Below are 15,232 nucleotides of genomic sequence, written 5' to 3' on the forward strand. Positions count from 1 at the left end.
ATAGTTATGGGACGTTATAGAAGAGAGATGTACGAAGACTACGCAAAACAAAATTCAGGAGAATATACCAATGACGAAAGTTACAATGCGGCTTACAAAAAAGTAAAAAAAATTAAAGGATTTTATTCTCATTTGAAAGTGTACTTTATTGTAAATATCATTATTATTGTTTCAAGTATAACAAGAAGCAATTTTTCAAATGGGTTTGATTTTAGTGGTTTGTCTAACTGGCATAGTTATTCAACAGCATTCTTCTGGGGAATTGGTTTAGTAGCGCACGGACTTTCTGTTTTTGGTTCTAATTTGTTTTTTAGTGAAGACTGGGAACAAAAGAAAATCCAAAAATTTATGGATAAAGACGCCGCAAATAAAAATAAATGGGAGTAACTTTGACCTAATATTTTTTCAAATTTCATAGTATAGTAAATGATCACATTAATTATAGAAGACGAAAAACCGGCAGCAAGATTGTTGCAGAGAAAACTTGAAAAGTTAGATGTAACCGTAGAAACGATGCTTCATTCGGTTGAAGAATCAGTTCAATGGTTTGAAAATAATCCGCATCCGGATTTGATTTTTCTGGATATTCAGCTATCTGACGGTTTGTCTTTTGAAATTTTTGAAAAGATCGATATCAAAAGCGCTATCATCTTTACAACAGCGTATGATGAATATGCATTAAAGGCTTTTAAGCTAAACAGTATAGATTATTTACTAAAGCCAATTGATGAAGATGATTTGGAAACTGCGGTTTCTAAATATAAAACACGAATTCCGAAAACAACAGAAACTTCAAACCTGCAATTAGATTTTGAACAGATTCGTCAAATGCTTTCAAATCCTTTTGAAAAGACGTATAAAAAGAGGTTTACAGTAAAGATTGGCCAACATCTAAAAGTCATTACAACAGAAGAAATTGAATGTTTTTTTAGTGAAAATAAAGGAACATACATTCATACATGCGATAATCGTGATTATTTGATCGATTCGACTTTAGAAATTTTGGAGCAAGAATTAGACAAAAAGGATTTCTTTCGCGTAAGCAGAAAGTTTATTGTGCCGTTAAAAGCGATTAAAGAAATCCAGGTTTATACTAATTCTCGACTTAAAGTGATTCTTCCAACTTATAAAGAAGATGAGGTTATTGTAAGCCGAGAAAAAGTACAGGATTTTAAAGCTTGGTTGGGATAAAATCAAAAAAAAGAAATTTAATAGATTTTAATTTTTCGAATTAAAATCGATATCATAAAAATTGGCTATCTCAAAAGGATAGCTTTTTTCATTGCAAAATATTTATAAGATTTCATTTATCAGTAAAGCCCCAGCGGGGTGAAATATGTATAGAAATTAGAATAAGACAAATAAATAAAGCTCCGGAGGAGTGACATTTTTTTTCTAAAACCTTAATATATGTCGCTCTTCCAGAGCTTTATGTTGTAAATGTTTATCATTTGCTATAAATATTTCGCTTCTCCGAAGCTTACAAAAAAAGCCATCTTTTTGAGACAGCTTTTTTATGTTTTAATATATTAGATTTTATTTACTCAATCTATGCAATGTAAATGTCATAGCGCTTAAAAGGAAAAACGCCATAATTTGGTGAATTAATCCTAAAGCCAAAGGAACGCTAAACAATAAGGTAAAAACTCCAAGCAAAAATTGGATAAAAACAAAAACTACTAAAGTATTGATTCCGTTTGCTTGAGTTCTGGTAAGCGAATATTTTTTGCTTTTAAAGAAAAGAAAAAGAATAATCGCAACCACTACATAAGCAAAAGTTCTGTGTACAAACTGAACACCGCTTTTTCCTTCAATTAAATTTTTGATTAAAGAAGATTGTTCGATAAAAACCGATTCGTGAATAAATTCTCCATCACTCATTAACGGCCAATGATTGTGAATTAATCCTGCATTTAATCCAGCTACAAAACCGCCATAAATAATCTGAATTAATAAGGCAACTAGTGCATAACGAGCAATTTTTCGAAGCGGTAATATTTTATTGATATTTCGTTCCGGATAAATTAAGTCGAGTGCAACCCAAAGCGTGTACGCGAAAGTAATAAATGCAAAAGTTAAGTGCAGTGAAAGTCTAAAATGACTTACATCTGGATTATCAATTAAACCGCTTCTTACCATAAACCATCCCAAAAATCCTTGGAAACCTCCCATAGCTAGAAGAACCACACATTTTTTAATAGTGTCTGTATCTAATTTCTTTTTTGCTAAAAAGTAAACAAACGGTACAAAGAAAACCAACCCAATAATGCGTCCGATGAAACGATGAAACCATTCCCAGAAATAGATAAATTTATAATCTGCTAATTGAAAATCGTTATGAATATTGATTTTTTGATACTCTGGAAATTTCTTGTATTCGTCAAAAGCGGCTTGCCATTTGGCTTCGGTTAAAGGCGGGAAAGTGTCAGTTACCAAATGCCAGTCGGTCATAGATAAACCTGAATTAGTTAAACGGGTAATTCCGCCTACTACAACCATTAAAAATAATAAAACACAACCTGATAGTAACCAAATGATTACTGATTTATTCTCTTTTTTCATTCTTTTCCGATTAATTCGATTTCGCTCGATTTGCTAATTTTTTTTATGTAGATTTTTATAATAAATATATTTAAAAGGCTATTCAGTAAGATAATTGCCATCAGTGTAATTATTATTCCTCCATTAGTACTTTCATCAATTTCGAAGTATTTTTTTAGAATAGTAAACTGAAATTTTATATAAAAAAAAGTTATTACTGCTATTGTAATAATATTGATTAAAAAAAATATTAATTTATGCTTTGCTTTATTTTTATTAATAATCTTCAGTTTCTTGATAAAAAGAAGATTAAGAACCATCATCATTGTGAAAAGCATGAATAAAATAATAAACCAAGCATATAGATTATTTTTTAGGTTTTAAGTTTAATTTCTCAGCTCTTTTAATCACAAAATCGTAAGCAGCCTGATATTCATTTGGAATCACACCTTCTAAGATAGCTTCTTTTACGGCCTCTTTCAAAACACCAATTTCGCGTGAAGGTTTGAGATCGAACATTTCCATAATTTCTTCACCCGAAATAGGCGGCTGAAAATTACGTACCTGATCACGTTCTTCTACTTCGACGATTTTTTTTCGAACAACTTCAAAGTTCTTATGATATTTCTTGAACTTCGCGGGATTTTTGGTTGTGATATCGGCTTCACATAAAGTCATTAAATCTTCAACATCTTCGCCAGCATCAAAAACCAAACGTCGCACCGCACTGTCGGTTACAATATCTTGCGCCAAAACAATAGGTCGCGAACTCATAATAACCATTTTTTGCACAAATTTCATTTTGTGATTCAATGGCATATGTAAACGTTCGAATATTTTCTTCGCCATTTTTCCGCCTAAGAACTCATGTCCATGAAAAGTCCATCCTTGTTTCTTATTGAAACGTTTTGTTGGCGCTTTTCCTATATCGTGCAATAAAGCCGACCAGCGCAACCAGACATCGTCTGTATTTGGGCAGATATTATCGACAACTTCAAGCGTATGATAAAAATTGTTTTTATGCGTATGCCCTTCAATTTCTTCCACCTGATTTAATGCAGTCAATTCAGGTAAAATTAAATCTAAAAGTCCGGTTTTATATAAAAGTAAAAATCCAGTTGAAGGTTTATCTGTAGAAAGAATTTTGTTTAATTCATCGACAATTCTTTCGCCAGAAATAATCTTTATTCTTTCGGCATTTTTTGTAATTGCATTCAATGAATTTTCTTCGATTTCGAAATTCAATTGTGTTGCAAAACGAATCGCGCGAAGCATTCGCAACGGATCATCAGAATAGGTAATATCTGGATCCAGAGGCGTTTTTATAGTTTTATTTTTTAAATCGGTTAAACCATCAAAAGGATCTAGAAGATCTCCGAAATTACTTTGGTTTAAGGATAAGGCCAAAGCGTTAATCGTAAAGTCACGACGGTTTTGATCATCTTGCAAAGTTCCGTTTTCTACAACTGGATTTCGGCTGTCGCGGGTATAAGATTCTTTTCTTGCCCCAACAAACTCAATGTCGGTGTCTTCAAAACGAAGCATGGCTGTTCCGTAAGTTTTAAAAACCTGAACTTTTGGTTTGTTCGGAAGTAACTCTGAAACTTTAAGCGCCAATTCGATGCCGCTTCCAACCGCCACAACGTCAATATCCTTTTTAGAACCTCGATTTAAAAGCAAGTCACGAACAAATCCTCCTATCACATAAGAGTCAACATTTAATTCCTGAGAAGCTTTCGAAATAATATCGAAGATTTTGTTTTGTAAAGCAGTTTTGTAGTTTGTTTGTATCGCCACGAATTCACTAATTTTTTAATAAAAAGCATTTCAGATTTTAATAGAAATAAAATGCATGCAAATTTACAACATAGAAAATGCCTTTTATAATCTAGAGCTGACTTTTTTGAACAATTTCACATTTTGTAGCATTGATTTTTATGAATTGAGAAAGGGTTGCCACGAATTTCACGAATTTTCACGAATTTATTTTTTTGTAAAGATTTTTTTTGCCACAGATTAAAAAGATTTGCACAGATTTTTTTAATCATTTTAATTCTGTAATCTGTGGCTATAAAAAAGACAATTCGTGGAAATTCGTGAAATTCGTGGCAAGAAAAATACAACAATAGAACAATTCAATTACAATAATCTGTTTTTAGAAATTCAATTTGTATTTTTGAATCATAGAAAAAAGCACAAATGAAAATAGTTATATCGCCAGCGAAGTCTTTAAATTTTGAAAAAGAATTACCAACATCTCAGTATACAGAACCTTCATTTCTAAAAGAAGCGAGAGTAGTTCACAAAGTAGTCAAACAAAAAAATCCATCTGAATTATCAGAACTAATGTCAATTTCAGATAAACTAGCCGATTTAAACTGGAAACGTAATCAAGATTGGAAAACACCTTTTACTCCAGAAAATGCACGTCCAGCGGTTTATACTTTTGATGGTGATGTTTACACAGGTTTAGATGCTTATACAATTCCGCTAGAAAAATTAGATGATTTACAGGACAAACTGAGGATTTTATCGGGTCTTTACGGACTTTTGAAACCTTTAGATTTAATGCAGGCTTACCGTTTAGAAATGGGAACAAAAATGCCGGTTGGAGAATCTAAAAACCTTCATGAGTTCTGGAAACCAACAGTGACTAAAGCTCTAAATAAAGAATTGAAAAAAGACGAATTATTTGTGAATTTAGCAAGTAATGAATATTTTTCTGCAGTTGATGTAAAAGCTTTAAAAGTTCCTGTCATTACTCCTGACTTTAAAGATTATAAAGACGGAAAATTGAAAATGATTAGTTTCTTTGCAAAAAAGGCGAGAGGTATGATGGTTCGTTATATTATTGATACCAATGCCGAAACAATTGATGATTTAAAAGGTTTTAATTACGAAGGATATCAGTTTGATGCCAATCTTTCAAAAGGAAATCACTTGGTTTTTACAAGATAGATTTTTAGTGACAAAGGTTCAAAGTGGCAAAGTGACAGAGGTTTTTTGCTAGAGAGCCGAAGGCTCGGAACATATTGTAGGCAGGGATTTTAATCCCTGAAAGAGATGAAATAAAAAAAAGATTCTAAGTTCGCAAAGTTTTTATGACAAAGCTTTGCGAACTTTGCATTTCAGCACATCTTAAGAATAAAATCTTTGGGGACTTTGCGGATAAATAAAAATAAAAAATAAACGCCGAATTCTAAATGATGAATTCGGCGTTTCTGCGTATTATAAACTTATTATTATTAATGCATTGCGTCGGCTGCATTAATTTTGTTCTTCCCTTTTTTGATAAAGAGAATAATCGGTATACATAATAAAAACATAATTCCTAAATACATGAAAATATCCATGTAGGCCATTACAGTACTTTGTTTTAGTACAGAATATTCTATGGCTTGGTAAGCTTTTTTCAAAGCAACATCTGCACTATATCCTTTTGCCATAAAGGCATGTTGCATTCCTGTAATGCGTTGTTGTACATCAAACTTTGCTGGATCTAAATTGTTAATTAAATCTACTCTGTGTGATTGGCTAAAACGCGTAATAAATGTGGTAATAATCGCAATACCAAATGATCCTCCTAATTGACGCATCATTCCGGTAAAAGCAGCTCCCTCTCCAATATGTTTTCCTTTTAAAGTTGAAAGTGAAAGCGTAGTAATGGGAACGAAAAGCAATCCAAGACCAATTCCTCTCAAAATTAATGGCCAATACATATGTTCTACACCAGTATCAGGCGTCATTCTTGAATACATCATAAAGGTAAAGAAGAAGAAAACTAAAAATCCGACTCCTACCATATAACCTTGCGGAACACCTTTCTGAATCATATTTCCAACAAATGGCATCATAATCGCCGTGGTGATAGATCCAGGAATCAATAATAAACCAGCATCAGTTGCGGTCCATCCTAAAATAGACTGCGTGTAAATCGGAATAATTAAAGTTGATCCATATAAACCGAAACCAAGAATAAAACACATCACGGTTCCAATTCTTAAGTTCCCGTCTTTTAGAACACTTAAGTTCACAATTGGATATTTATATGTAAGCTCTCTCCAGATAAATAAAACCAATCCAAGAACGGTCACAACACTTAAAGTTACAATAAGAGAATCGTTAAACCAGTCATCTTGCTGTCCATGTTCTAATACAAATTGTAAAGAACCAATAAAGGCGCTCAACAAAATAATTCCCCACCAGTCAACCTGATTGGCTTTTAATTTCTCTCCATATTTTGGACTTCTAACAAATGTCAAAGCCAAAATTGTCGCAATAATTCCCAACGGAATATTGATATAAAAAATATAAGGCCAAGAATAATTATCTACCAAATATCCTCCTAATGGCGGACCAAGAGTTGGACCAACAATTACACCCATTCCGTAAATTGCTTGCGCCATTCCACGTTTTGCGACAGGGTAACTTTCTGTAATAATAGTTTGGGCTGTTACTAAAAGTGCTCCACCACCCATACCTTGTACGAATCGAAAGGCTACAAGTTCCCATATATTAGAGGCATTACCACACAAAAAGGAACAGACGGTAAATATTATGATCGAAGCCACAAAATAATTTCGTCTTCCAAATTGCTGTGATAGCCAGCTCGTCATCGGAATTACAATTACATTCGCAATTGCGTATGCTGTAATTACCCATGCAACGTCTGTCAGGGTTGCCCCAAGACTTCCTCGCATGTCGGTTAGTGCTACGTTTACAATCGTTGTGTCTACAATTTCCAGCAATGCACAAAGTACTGCCGTAATCGTAATGACAACACGTCTAAAACCGTATTCTACTAAATCGTCATCTGCTTGTACTGCTGTTGCCATTTATTTTATTTCAAATGTACATCTACATCAACATTCATTCCTGGTCTCAAAAGTTTTACTTTTTCAGGATCGTTAGATTGATCTAAACTAATTTTTACGGGTAATCTTTGAATTGTTTTTACGAAGTTTCCTGTTGCATTGTCAGGGGGCAATAATGAGAAACGTGATCCTGTAGCAGGAGAAAAAGAAGTTACAATTCCTTTAAATTCGTAGTTTGGATAAGCATCAACTTTTAAGCTAACTTTTTGTCCAATAACCATTTTGTTTAATTGAGTTTCTTTGAAATTTGCTACAACCCAAGCTTCATTATTATTGATGATATAAAATAACGACTGACCTGGCTGAACCAATTGTCCTGGCTGAATATCAACTTTAGAAACCTGACCGTCAATTGCAGCAGTAACTACTGTGTAAGATAGATTTAAATGAGCAACATCTAACATTGTTTTTGCTTTTTTGATGTTTGCCGCCGCAACTTCAGTTTGTTTATCAGAAACTTTAGATTTTGACTGAATAACCGATTTTTGGTACGAAGTAGCTTTTTGTTGTTGTTCTAAAACACGTACTTGATTTTCAGCTTCTTCTTTTGCAGTTAAAGCCTGCTCATATTGCTGTTTTGTAATTGTATGTGTTTTGTACAAGTTATTGTAACGGTTATAATCGTTTGTAAGCTGTCTCAATCTAATCTTTGCACTTTCGATAGAACCACTTGCAGATCTCATTTGAGCGTCTGAAACCGAAATACTTGCGTAAGCACTTCCAATATCTGCTTTTGCTGCTTCAAATTGACCTTCAGCTCCCAATAATGCAGCATTAGCTTCATCAATCTTTAATTGATAATCTCTCTTATCGATAGTAAATAAAGTATCTCCTTTTTTTACGTAATCATTATCTTTCACATAAACTTTGCTGATATATCCAGAAACTCTCGGGATAATCGGGTTCATTCTTTTCTCAATCTGAGCATCATCCGTTTCTTCGTGAGCTTGTGAATGTAAATATTTAGAGATTCCGTAAGTTCCTCCCAATAAAACCATAACGGTTAATATGATGATGAATTTTTTATTTGTCTTTTTCTTTTCCATGAGAGCTATCGATTATATTTTAGAAAGATTGAATGATTGTGATAATTGTCCTGATACTGAAAGTAATTCGTAATATTTTTGAATAATTGATGCCTTTGCTACTGCGGTATTTATTTTCGCACTTAGTTGTTCAACATCCGCTTCAACCAAATCATTGGTATCAGCTAATCCATTATCGAATTTATCTTTAACAAGTCTATAGTTTTCGGCTGCTTGTTGAAGTGCTTCTTCATAAACCACACTTTGATTGATTGCTAAGTCATAATCTTCAAGAGATTTTTGAACTTCAACCTTAATGCGGTCTGTCATAATCGCTTCAGTGTTTTTTACTTCTAAAGCTCTACTTTCAGCTTCTTTTACGTGAGCACTATTTTTTAGAATTCCAGATAAATCATAAGATAAACCTAGACCAAAGTTCATTGCATATTTTACCGTAATAATATCTTTAAGGTCTAAAGCTGTGTAACCTCCAAGTAATGAAAGTGTTGGGTAATAAGCAGCTTTTGCAATTTTAATGTTGGCTTCAGAAGCTTTAGATTGCAAACGGATTGCTTCCAAATCTTTTCTGTTTTCAAGTGCTAATGCATCTGTTGTTGGAGCATTGTTTGTTTTCAAATTAAAGAAATCATCCTCATTAACCTGAAGTTTGGTTTCAGGAGCTAATTTCAATAATGTTGTTAAATAAAAATTGATGTTGTTTAAGTTGTTAGTTGCTTCATCAATAGATAATTGCGTTTTTGAAACTAACAATTGCGCTTTCAATAAATCGTTTCTCGGAATGATTCCGTTTTTCTCCAATTCTATAAAGTCAGTTACACGCTGTTTAGCACTTTTTTGATTTTCATTTAGAACATCTAAAGTCTTTTGTGCTTTGTACAATGCAGTATAATAAGTAATTACTCTTAAAGCTACATCTTCTTTTGTTTTTGCAGCGTTGGCAGTTTCAGCTTCATATAAGTTACCGTAAGCATCGATGCTGCTTTGAATTTTAAATCCAGCAAAAATCGGTAAACTTAAATTAGCCATTCCTAACATCGCGCGATCTGGAGAAGCTAGAGTGGCAGCACTTTCACCTTCATTATGCATATCAATCGAAGCTTTTGTTAGTCGCTGATATTGTCCAGAAATTTTAAGATCAGGATACTGATTATTTTTTACGGCTTTTAACTCGTATTTTTTTGTGTTTACCTTAGTATTGGCAAGCGTAACTTCGTTACTTTTTTCCCACGCCATCTTTACGGCTTCGTCTAAGGTTAAACTTGTTTTTTCTTGTGCTTCTACTGAAGATATTCCTATAAAGAAAACTCCAAAGAGCATTAATTGACTAATTTTCATAAACAAGTAGCGCTTTTATAGTTTGTTGAATGTGCTTTGTAAGTTCGTTTTTCATGTAATTGTTAAACATTTCTTCTGTTTTTAAATCTAATAATTCTTCGAAGAAAGGACGATTCATATGAAAGTGAAAAAAGGTTCCAATAATTGTTGGAGTAATGAGTTGGATATTGATATCTTTTCTAAAAACGCCCTGAGCTTGGCCTTGTTTGATAATACTTTCTACAGACTTTAAATTTCCTTTTTTAAGTTCTGTAAAAGCTTGAAAGCTTTTTTCTCTTTTTTTATTGTTCAATTCAAAATGTAAAACTCTGTAAATCCCTTTATTAAGACAAATTCGGTTAATGTAAATTTCGATTAATTTATTGACTTTTTCAAGGGGTTCGATATTTTCCTTTAATAAATTTTCGAGTTGTAATTTTAAATCAACAGTTTTGTGAAGAATCAAAGCCTCTAAGAGCTTTTCTTTTGAACCAAAATAATACGAAACCATGGCAATATTGATTTTTGCCTCTTTGGAAATGTCCCGTATCGATGTACCCTCAAATCCTTTATCAGAAAACAGCTTTTCAGCAACGTTAAGGATCTGAATTTTTTTGTCGTTTAATTCGATGTTTGACATGATAGTTTTTCTAATCGGGTACAAAATTAAACACTTGTTTAATTTAAACACTTGTTTAATTTTGTTTTAACACAATATTAACATAAAACGGTTTCGATAATTGGAGCAAAAAAAAAAGCTGAAATACTTAAGTATTTCAGCTTTTAAATAATTTATTTTTCTAATTTTATTTTGATTGGATTTTGTCTGGTGTCAAATATGTTAGAAATATAAACAACATTTTTGTATTCCTCAATCCAATAAATAATTTTGTAATTTTTAAATACTAAATATCTAAAATCTTGAATTCTTTCAGATAAAAGTTCTTCTTTTTGACCGCCATAAGCATTAAACTCAAGTGAAAGTGAAGAATCTATTAAACCATCTATTAATGCTTTTGCAACTTTTACTCCTGCCTTATATTTGTAATATTCAAAAATATCAGTAAGCTTATCCTCTGCAAATTGAGTCCAATAGACAGTTAATCCCATTTTTGAATTTTTGATTTCAAATCTTTCGAAGATATAATTCGACCTTGAGCAACATCATTTACAGATTGATCGATTTCGTTATTGAATTGATCTAAACTCATAGGTTTCATTTCTAAATCTAATAATTGAACTTTTTGCTCATGAAGCAATTTTTCAAGCTGATTTACTATTTCTTCGTTTTGTAACCTAAGAAATTCTTGCACAAATGATATTTTACGAGCTTCTAAATCCATAATAATTGATTTTATTCAAAGGTAAAAAAAAATATTTGAAAAGGTTTTAGTTATAGATTCTTAAATAAAAAACGGTATTTAAATTTGTTATTAAATACCGTCTAAAATAATGATTATGTAAATTTTCTATCGAATCTCTCCAACAAACTCACCAATTTTCCCACTTCCACTTTCGCTTAAATGTTTAATAAAAGCACTTCCAATAATAGCTCCTTTTGCGTATTTTGTAGCTTGATTGAAAGTTTCTTTATTTGAAATTCCGAAACCAACAATTTGTGGATTTTTCAAATTCATGTCTGCAATTCTTTCAAAATAGGTTTCCTGCGTATTTCCAAAACCAGCTTGAGATCCTGTAACACTTGCAGAACTTACCATATAAATAAATCCGTTTGAAACGCTGTCAATAAAACGAATTCTTTCGCCTGATGTTTGTGGTGTAATTAAGAATACATTGATTAAACCGTATTTTTCAAAAATTGCTTTGTATTCCTCAGCATAAACATCAACAGGAAGATCTGGAATAATTAAACCATCAATTCCGATTTCTGCACATTTTTTACAAAACGCTTCAACGCCATATTGTAGCATCGGATTAAAATATCCCATAATAATCAACGGAATTTTTACGCTTTCGCGAATGTTCTTCAGTTGATCAAAAAGAATTTGAGTCGTCATTCCGTTATGAAGCGCCTGAGTGGAACTTGCCTGAATTGTTGGTCCGTCTGCCAAAGGATCGCTAAAAGGGAGACCAATTTCAATTAAATCAACTCCGTTTTTTTCTAAATCTTGAATAATTTGAACCGTATCATTCAAATTAGGAAATCCTGCAGAAAAATAGATCGAGAGTATCTTTTTATCTTCTTGTAATTTTTGAGTTATTCTGTTCATTTTTATGTGTTTTTTTCTCCTGCAAGGTTTCCAAAACCTTGTAGGTATGTTTACGTTTTCTTTTGCCAAAGATTAAAAGGATTTTCACGGCTTATTATTTGAATTTTTTTCACGCAGATTTGAATTGATTTAAGCTGATTCAGGCAGATTTTTTTAAAATATCTTTAATTAAAATCTGCTTTAATCTGCCAAATCTGCGTGAAAAAATCTTAGCTAATCTGTGAAATCTGTGGCATTATATTTTAAAATTTTACGATTTGGCTTTCCCAATCATTGTCTTTTTTTTCAACAAGCAATAATCCCGAATCAGAATCATTCATTTGTCCAACTAATTCCCCTTTATTATTCCAAAAAGCACTTTTTCCTCCCGAAGGAAAACCCCAAGATTCTCCGCTAAAATTGGACATCAAAACATTCATTTCATGTTTTTGAGCATAATTCTGTAAATCTCGGTAGGCCTTTGGAATTCCATTTGGCGAAAAGAAAATACTAGCAATATAAATATTTGTATCTTTCTTTTTAGCATTTTCTGGATGCAGCGGATTGTCAATATCGGCACAAATTGCAAGAGAAATATTCTGATTTTCAATTTGAATCATCGGATTGTAATCAAAAGAAGGCTGGAAAAATTCATCTTCACCTTCGTGCAAAAACTGTTTGGTGTAAATAGAAACCGAATTGTCTGGCGAAATCACAAATTCGCCAATAAACATTTTAGATTCCACTTGAATTGGTGCACCAGCAATAATGATAATGTTATTTCTAACAGCCAATTCTTTTAAATGATCTATCCTGTAATCGTCTTTTGTAAAAACCAAATTGGCAGCATTTTCTCTTTCGTAACCTGTAATCGATAATTCTGGAAAAGCGATTAAATTGGCTCCATTTTGAGCAGCCAATTCAATAAGTTGATAATGATTTAATAAGTTAGAAGATACATCTCCTCGTTTAGGCTTTGTTTGCGCCGCAGCTAAGATCATTTTTTTGATTATTTATTTTCTGTATAAACCCAAGCTAGTATTCCTGATTTTAGTTTGACCTGAACTCTTTTGTATGAATTAGATTCAAATTGGTCAACCTTTAATAATTCTGAATTAGAAACGTCAAAAACGACACCATGTATAATGTCTTCCAGATTTTCACTTGGAACCGCAACAACATAATCTGCCATTCCAAATTCTTCTTCTATTTGTAAGCTTTTAAGTTTAAAACCCAGAATCTGATCTTGAGTTCCGTTTAAAACCTTATTAAAAATCTGCATTTGAATCTGTTTTGATCGTAATGTTCCGTAAGAGAATAACTTTTCCATAATTACTATTTTCTCGTTATTTGTTTGGTTTTGAATAAACCTTATTCGTTAAAGTAGATTATCCAAAAGTATAACTTTTATTACAATTTAAAATATTCAATATAATTATCTAAATCTTTATCGCCACGACCCGAAAGACTAATAACCACAACATCTGTAGGTTTAAATTTCTTTTGATCTAAAACAGCAAAGGCGTGTGCGCTTTCGATTGCTGGAATAATTCCTTCTAGTTTTGTCAATTGCAATCCTGCATTCATGGCATCTTCATCTGTTACAGAGAAAAATTCGCCGCGTCCAGTTTGCGCTAAATGTGCGTGCATAGGACCAACTCCAGGATAATCTAATCCAGCAGAAATAGAATAAGGTTCTGTAATTTGCCCGTCTGAAGTCTGCATTAAAAGCGTTTTACAACCGTGAATAACGCCGACTTTTCCTAATTTACTTGTTGCAGCACTATGTCCGCTGTCAACACCTTTCCCTGCTGCTTCAACCGCTATAATTCCAACTTCTGGTTCGTGCAAGAAATGATAATAAGTTCCAGCGGCATTACTTCCTCCGCCAATACAAGCCACTACATAATCAGGATTTTCTCGTCCTTCTTTTTCTTTCAGCTGCCATTTAATTTCTTCTGAAATAATGCTTTGAAAACGCGTTACCATATCTGGATAAGGATGCGGTCCAATTGCCGATCCGATAATATAATGCGTATCAACCGGATTGTTAATCCAATCGCGAATCGCTTCGTTTGTCGCATCTTTTAAAGTTCTTGAACCCGAAAGTGCAGGACGAACTTCGGCGCCCAACATTTTCATACGAGCCACGTTTGGAGCTTGACGCGCAATGTCGATTTCACCCATGTAAACGATACAATCCATTCCCATCAAAGCGCAAACTGTTGCCGTTGCAACGCCATGCTGTCCAGCGCCAGTTTCGGCAATAATTCTTTTTTTGTCTAAACGTTTTGCTACTAAAATTTGTCCGATTGTGTTGTTTACTTTGTGCGCTCCAGTATGATTTAAATCTTCTCTTTTTAAGTAAACTTTGGTATTGTATTTCTCCGATAAACGTTTTGCAAAATATAGTGGACTAGGACGCCCAACGTAATCTTTTAGCAATTGATTGAATTCTGCTTTGAAATCAGGTTCTGCAATAACTTTTAAATACTGCTGACGTAATTCTTCTACATTCGGATACAGCATTTCTGGAATATAAGCGCCTCCAAATTCTCCGTAATATCCTTTTTCGTTAACATTATAATTCATTATATTCTTGTTTAAGGTTCAAAATTTCAGGTTTTAAAGTTTTCTGAAATTTTCTTAATAGATTTTTATTTTTTAATCCAGGTTCGATTTCAAATTTACTGTTTACATCAATAGCATAAATAGGTAATTTGAGATTTTTTATGGCTGGAATTTCTTCAATTCCGATACCGCCGCTTAAGAAAAACGGTTTTTCAGATTTGTAATTTTCTAATATTTTCCAGTCAAAAGTTGTCCCGTTTCCGCCTGGTAATTTCCCTTTTGTATCAAACAAAAAGTAATCGCAAACGGCTTCAAAAGGTTTTAATGATTCAAAATCAAAATCTTCTCCGACAGAAAATACTTTTATAATTTCAATTTTCGAATCGATTTTTTCTTTTAATGATGCGCAAAAATCTACCGATTCTTTTCCGTGCAATTGAACGGCTTGCAAATCGTATTTATTGATTTTTGCTGCAATATTTTCTACCGTTTCGTTTACAAAAACGCCAGTTTTTTTAATCGTTTTGATCAGTTCCGGAATGGTTCCGTCAAAATATCTAGCGGATTTTTCCCAGAAAATAAATCCCATATAATCGGGTAGGAGCGATCCGACTTCGAGAATGTTTTCGGGATATTTCATGCCGCATATTTTAAGTTTCATTTCGTTGTGTTTTTT

General features: G+C 32.8%; 16 protein-coding genes. 3 read left to right on the top strand and 13 right to left on the bottom strand.

The window, feature by feature from the left end:
• Positions 1 to 6 precede the first annotated feature (6 nt).
• The gene (locus tag LL966_RS00840; RefSeq protein WP_229349271.1) at positions 7 to 387 is read left to right on the top strand and encodes a 2TM domain-containing protein; all 381 of its coding nucleotides are present in this window, start codon (positions 7 to 9) and stop codon (positions 385 to 387) included.
• Positions 388 to 426: 39 nt separating this feature from the next.
• Entirely contained in the window at positions 427 to 1,191 is a 765-nt protein-coding gene (locus LL966_RS00845) for a LytR/AlgR family response regulator transcription factor (protein WP_229349273.1), read from the top strand.
• A gap of 345 nt (positions 1,192 to 1,536) precedes the next feature.
• On the opposite strand, the gene LL966_RS00850 is transcribed toward LL966_RS00845, so the two are convergent.
• Both LL966_RS00850 and LL966_RS00855 read right to left on the bottom strand, forming a co-directional pair.
• Complete coding sequence (locus LL966_RS00850) at positions 1,537 to 2,562, bottom strand: COX15/CtaA family protein (RefSeq protein ID WP_229349276.1); 1,026 nt, start codon at positions 2,560 to 2,562, stop codon at positions 1,537 to 1,539.
• Positions 2,563 to 2,907: 345 nt separating this feature from the next.
• Entirely contained in the window at positions 2,908 to 4,338 is a 1,431-nt protein-coding gene (locus LL966_RS00855) for a CCA tRNA nucleotidyltransferase (protein WP_229349278.1), read from the bottom strand.
• A 402-nt stretch (positions 4,339 to 4,740) separates the two neighbouring features.
• Here LL966_RS00855 and yaaA point away from each other — a divergent pair, with 402 nt between their 5' ends.
• Positions 4,741 to 5,499 (top strand): peroxide stress protein YaaA, encoded by a 759-nt coding sequence (gene yaaA, locus LL966_RS00860; protein WP_229349280.1) that lies wholly within the window; start codon positions 4,741 to 4,743, stop codon positions 5,497 to 5,499.
• A gap of 287 nt (positions 5,500 to 5,786) precedes the next feature.
• Here yaaA and LL966_RS00865 read toward each other — a convergent pair whose 3' ends face one another.
• From LL966_RS00865 to LL966_RS00915, 11 genes are all read right to left on the bottom strand, one after another.
• The gene (locus tag LL966_RS00865; RefSeq protein ID WP_229349282.1) at positions 5,787 to 7,376 is read right to left on the bottom strand and encodes an MDR family MFS transporter; all 1,590 of its coding nucleotides are present in this window, start codon (positions 7,374 to 7,376) and stop codon (positions 5,787 to 5,789) included.
• Positions 7,377 to 7,381: 5 nt separating this feature from the next.
• Positions 7,382 to 8,461: an HlyD family secretion protein gene (locus tag LL966_RS00870; RefSeq protein ID WP_229349284.1), complete on the bottom strand. Its 1,080-nt coding sequence runs from the start codon at positions 8,459 to 8,461 to the stop codon at positions 7,382 to 7,384.
• 12 nt (positions 8,462 to 8,473) lie between these two features.
• Positions 8,474 to 9,796 (bottom strand): TolC family protein, encoded by a 1,323-nt coding sequence (locus LL966_RS00875; protein WP_229349286.1) that lies wholly within the window; start codon positions 9,794 to 9,796, stop codon positions 8,474 to 8,476.
• On the bottom strand, positions 9,786 to 10,415 hold the full coding sequence (locus tag LL966_RS00880) for a TetR/AcrR family transcriptional regulator (RefSeq protein WP_229349288.1): 630 nt from the start codon (positions 10,413 to 10,415) through the stop codon (positions 9,786 to 9,788). The genes LL966_RS00875 and LL966_RS00880 overlap by 11 nt, the downstream gene beginning before the upstream one ends.
• Before the next feature lie 152 nt (positions 10,416 to 10,567).
• The gene (locus LL966_RS00885) at positions 10,568 to 10,885 is read right to left on the bottom strand and encodes a type II toxin-antitoxin system RelE/ParE family toxin (protein WP_229349291.1); all 318 of its coding nucleotides are present in this window, start codon (positions 10,883 to 10,885) and stop codon (positions 10,568 to 10,570) included.
• Positions 10,876 to 11,118 (bottom strand): hypothetical protein, encoded by a 243-nt coding sequence (locus LL966_RS00890; protein ID WP_229349293.1) that lies wholly within the window; start codon positions 11,116 to 11,118, stop codon positions 10,876 to 10,878. The genes LL966_RS00885 and LL966_RS00890 overlap by 10 nt, the downstream gene beginning before the upstream one ends.
• A gap of 126 nt (positions 11,119 to 11,244) precedes the next feature.
• Positions 11,245 to 12,006, bottom strand: a complete 762-nt coding sequence (gene trpA / locus LL966_RS00895; RefSeq protein WP_229349295.1) for a tryptophan synthase subunit alpha — start codon at positions 12,004 to 12,006, stop codon at positions 11,245 to 11,247.
• Positions 12,007 to 12,248: 242 nt separating this feature from the next.
• Complete coding sequence (locus LL966_RS00900) at positions 12,249 to 12,986, bottom strand: carbon-nitrogen hydrolase family protein (RefSeq protein WP_229349297.1); 738 nt, start codon at positions 12,984 to 12,986, stop codon at positions 12,249 to 12,251.
• An 8-nt stretch (positions 12,987 to 12,994) separates the two neighbouring features.
• Positions 12,995 to 13,315 (bottom strand): gamma-glutamylcyclotransferase family protein, encoded by a 321-nt coding sequence (locus LL966_RS00905; RefSeq protein WP_229349299.1) that lies wholly within the window; start codon positions 13,313 to 13,315, stop codon positions 12,995 to 12,997.
• Between the two features lie 80 nt (positions 13,316 to 13,395).
• A complete protein-coding gene (gene trpB / locus LL966_RS00910) occupies positions 13,396 to 14,577 on the bottom strand; it encodes a tryptophan synthase subunit beta (RefSeq protein ID WP_229349300.1) in 1,182 nt (393 codons plus the stop codon).
• On the bottom strand, positions 14,567 to 15,217 hold the full coding sequence (locus LL966_RS00915) for a phosphoribosylanthranilate isomerase (RefSeq protein WP_229349302.1): 651 nt from the start codon (positions 15,215 to 15,217) through the stop codon (positions 14,567 to 14,569). The genes trpB and LL966_RS00915 overlap by 11 nt, the downstream gene beginning before the upstream one ends.
• Positions 15,218 to 15,232: the final 15 nt, after the last annotated feature.

Source organism: Flavobacterium chungbukense, from assembly GCF_020805785.1.
Classification (GTDB): Bacteria; Bacteroidota; Bacteroidia; order Flavobacteriales; family Flavobacteriaceae; genus Flavobacterium; species Flavobacterium chungbukense.

Coding starts and splice junctions, on each gene's coding strand:
- LL966_RS00840 (WP_229349271.1), top strand. CDS start 7: ATGGGACGTTATAGAAGAGAGATGTACGAAGACTACGCAAAACAAAAT.
- LL966_RS00845 (WP_229349273.1), top strand. CDS start 427: ATGATCACATTAATTATAGAAGACGAAAAACCGGCAGCAAGATTGTTG.
- LL966_RS00850 (WP_229349276.1), bottom strand. CDS start 2,562: ATGAAAAAAGAGAATAAATCAGTAATCATTTGGTTACTATCAGGTTGT.
- yaaA (WP_229349280.1), top strand. CDS start 4,741: ATGAAAATAGTTATATCGCCAGCGAAGTCTTTAAATTTTGAAAAAGAA.
- LL966_RS00865 (WP_229349282.1), bottom strand. CDS start 7,376: ATGGCAACAGCAGTACAAGCAGATGACGATTTAGTAGAATACGGTTTT.
- LL966_RS00870 (WP_229349284.1), bottom strand. CDS start 8,461: ATGGAAAAGAAAAAGACAAATAAAAAATTCATCATCATATTAACCGTT.
- LL966_RS00875 (WP_229349286.1), bottom strand. CDS start 9,796: ATGAAAATTAGTCAATTAATGCTCTTTGGAGTTTTCTTTATAGGAATA.
- LL966_RS00880 (WP_229349288.1), bottom strand. CDS start 10,415: ATGTCAAACATCGAATTAAACGACAAAAAAATTCAGATCCTTAACGTT.
- LL966_RS00885 (WP_229349291.1), bottom strand. CDS start 10,885: ATGGGATTAACTGTCTATTGGACTCAATTTGCAGAGGATAAGCTTACT.
- LL966_RS00890 (WP_229349293.1), bottom strand. CDS start 11,118: ATGGATTTAGAAGCTCGTAAAATATCATTTGTGCAAGAATTTCTTAGG.
- trpA (WP_229349295.1), bottom strand. CDS start 12,006: ATGAACAGAATAACTCAAAAATTACAAGAAGATAAAAAGATACTCTCG.
- LL966_RS00900 (WP_229349297.1), bottom strand. CDS start 12,986: ATGATCTTAGCTGCGGCGCAAACAAAGCCTAAACGAGGAGATGTATCT.
- LL966_RS00905 (WP_229349299.1), bottom strand. CDS start 13,315: ATGGAAAAGTTATTCTCTTACGGAACATTACGATCAAAACAGATTCAA.
- trpB (WP_229349300.1), bottom strand. CDS start 14,577: ATGAATTATAATGTTAACGAAAAAGGATATTACGGAGAATTTGGAGGC.
- LL966_RS00915 (WP_229349302.1), bottom strand. CDS start 15,217: ATGAAACTTAAAATATGCGGCATGAAATATCCCGAAAACATTCTCGAA.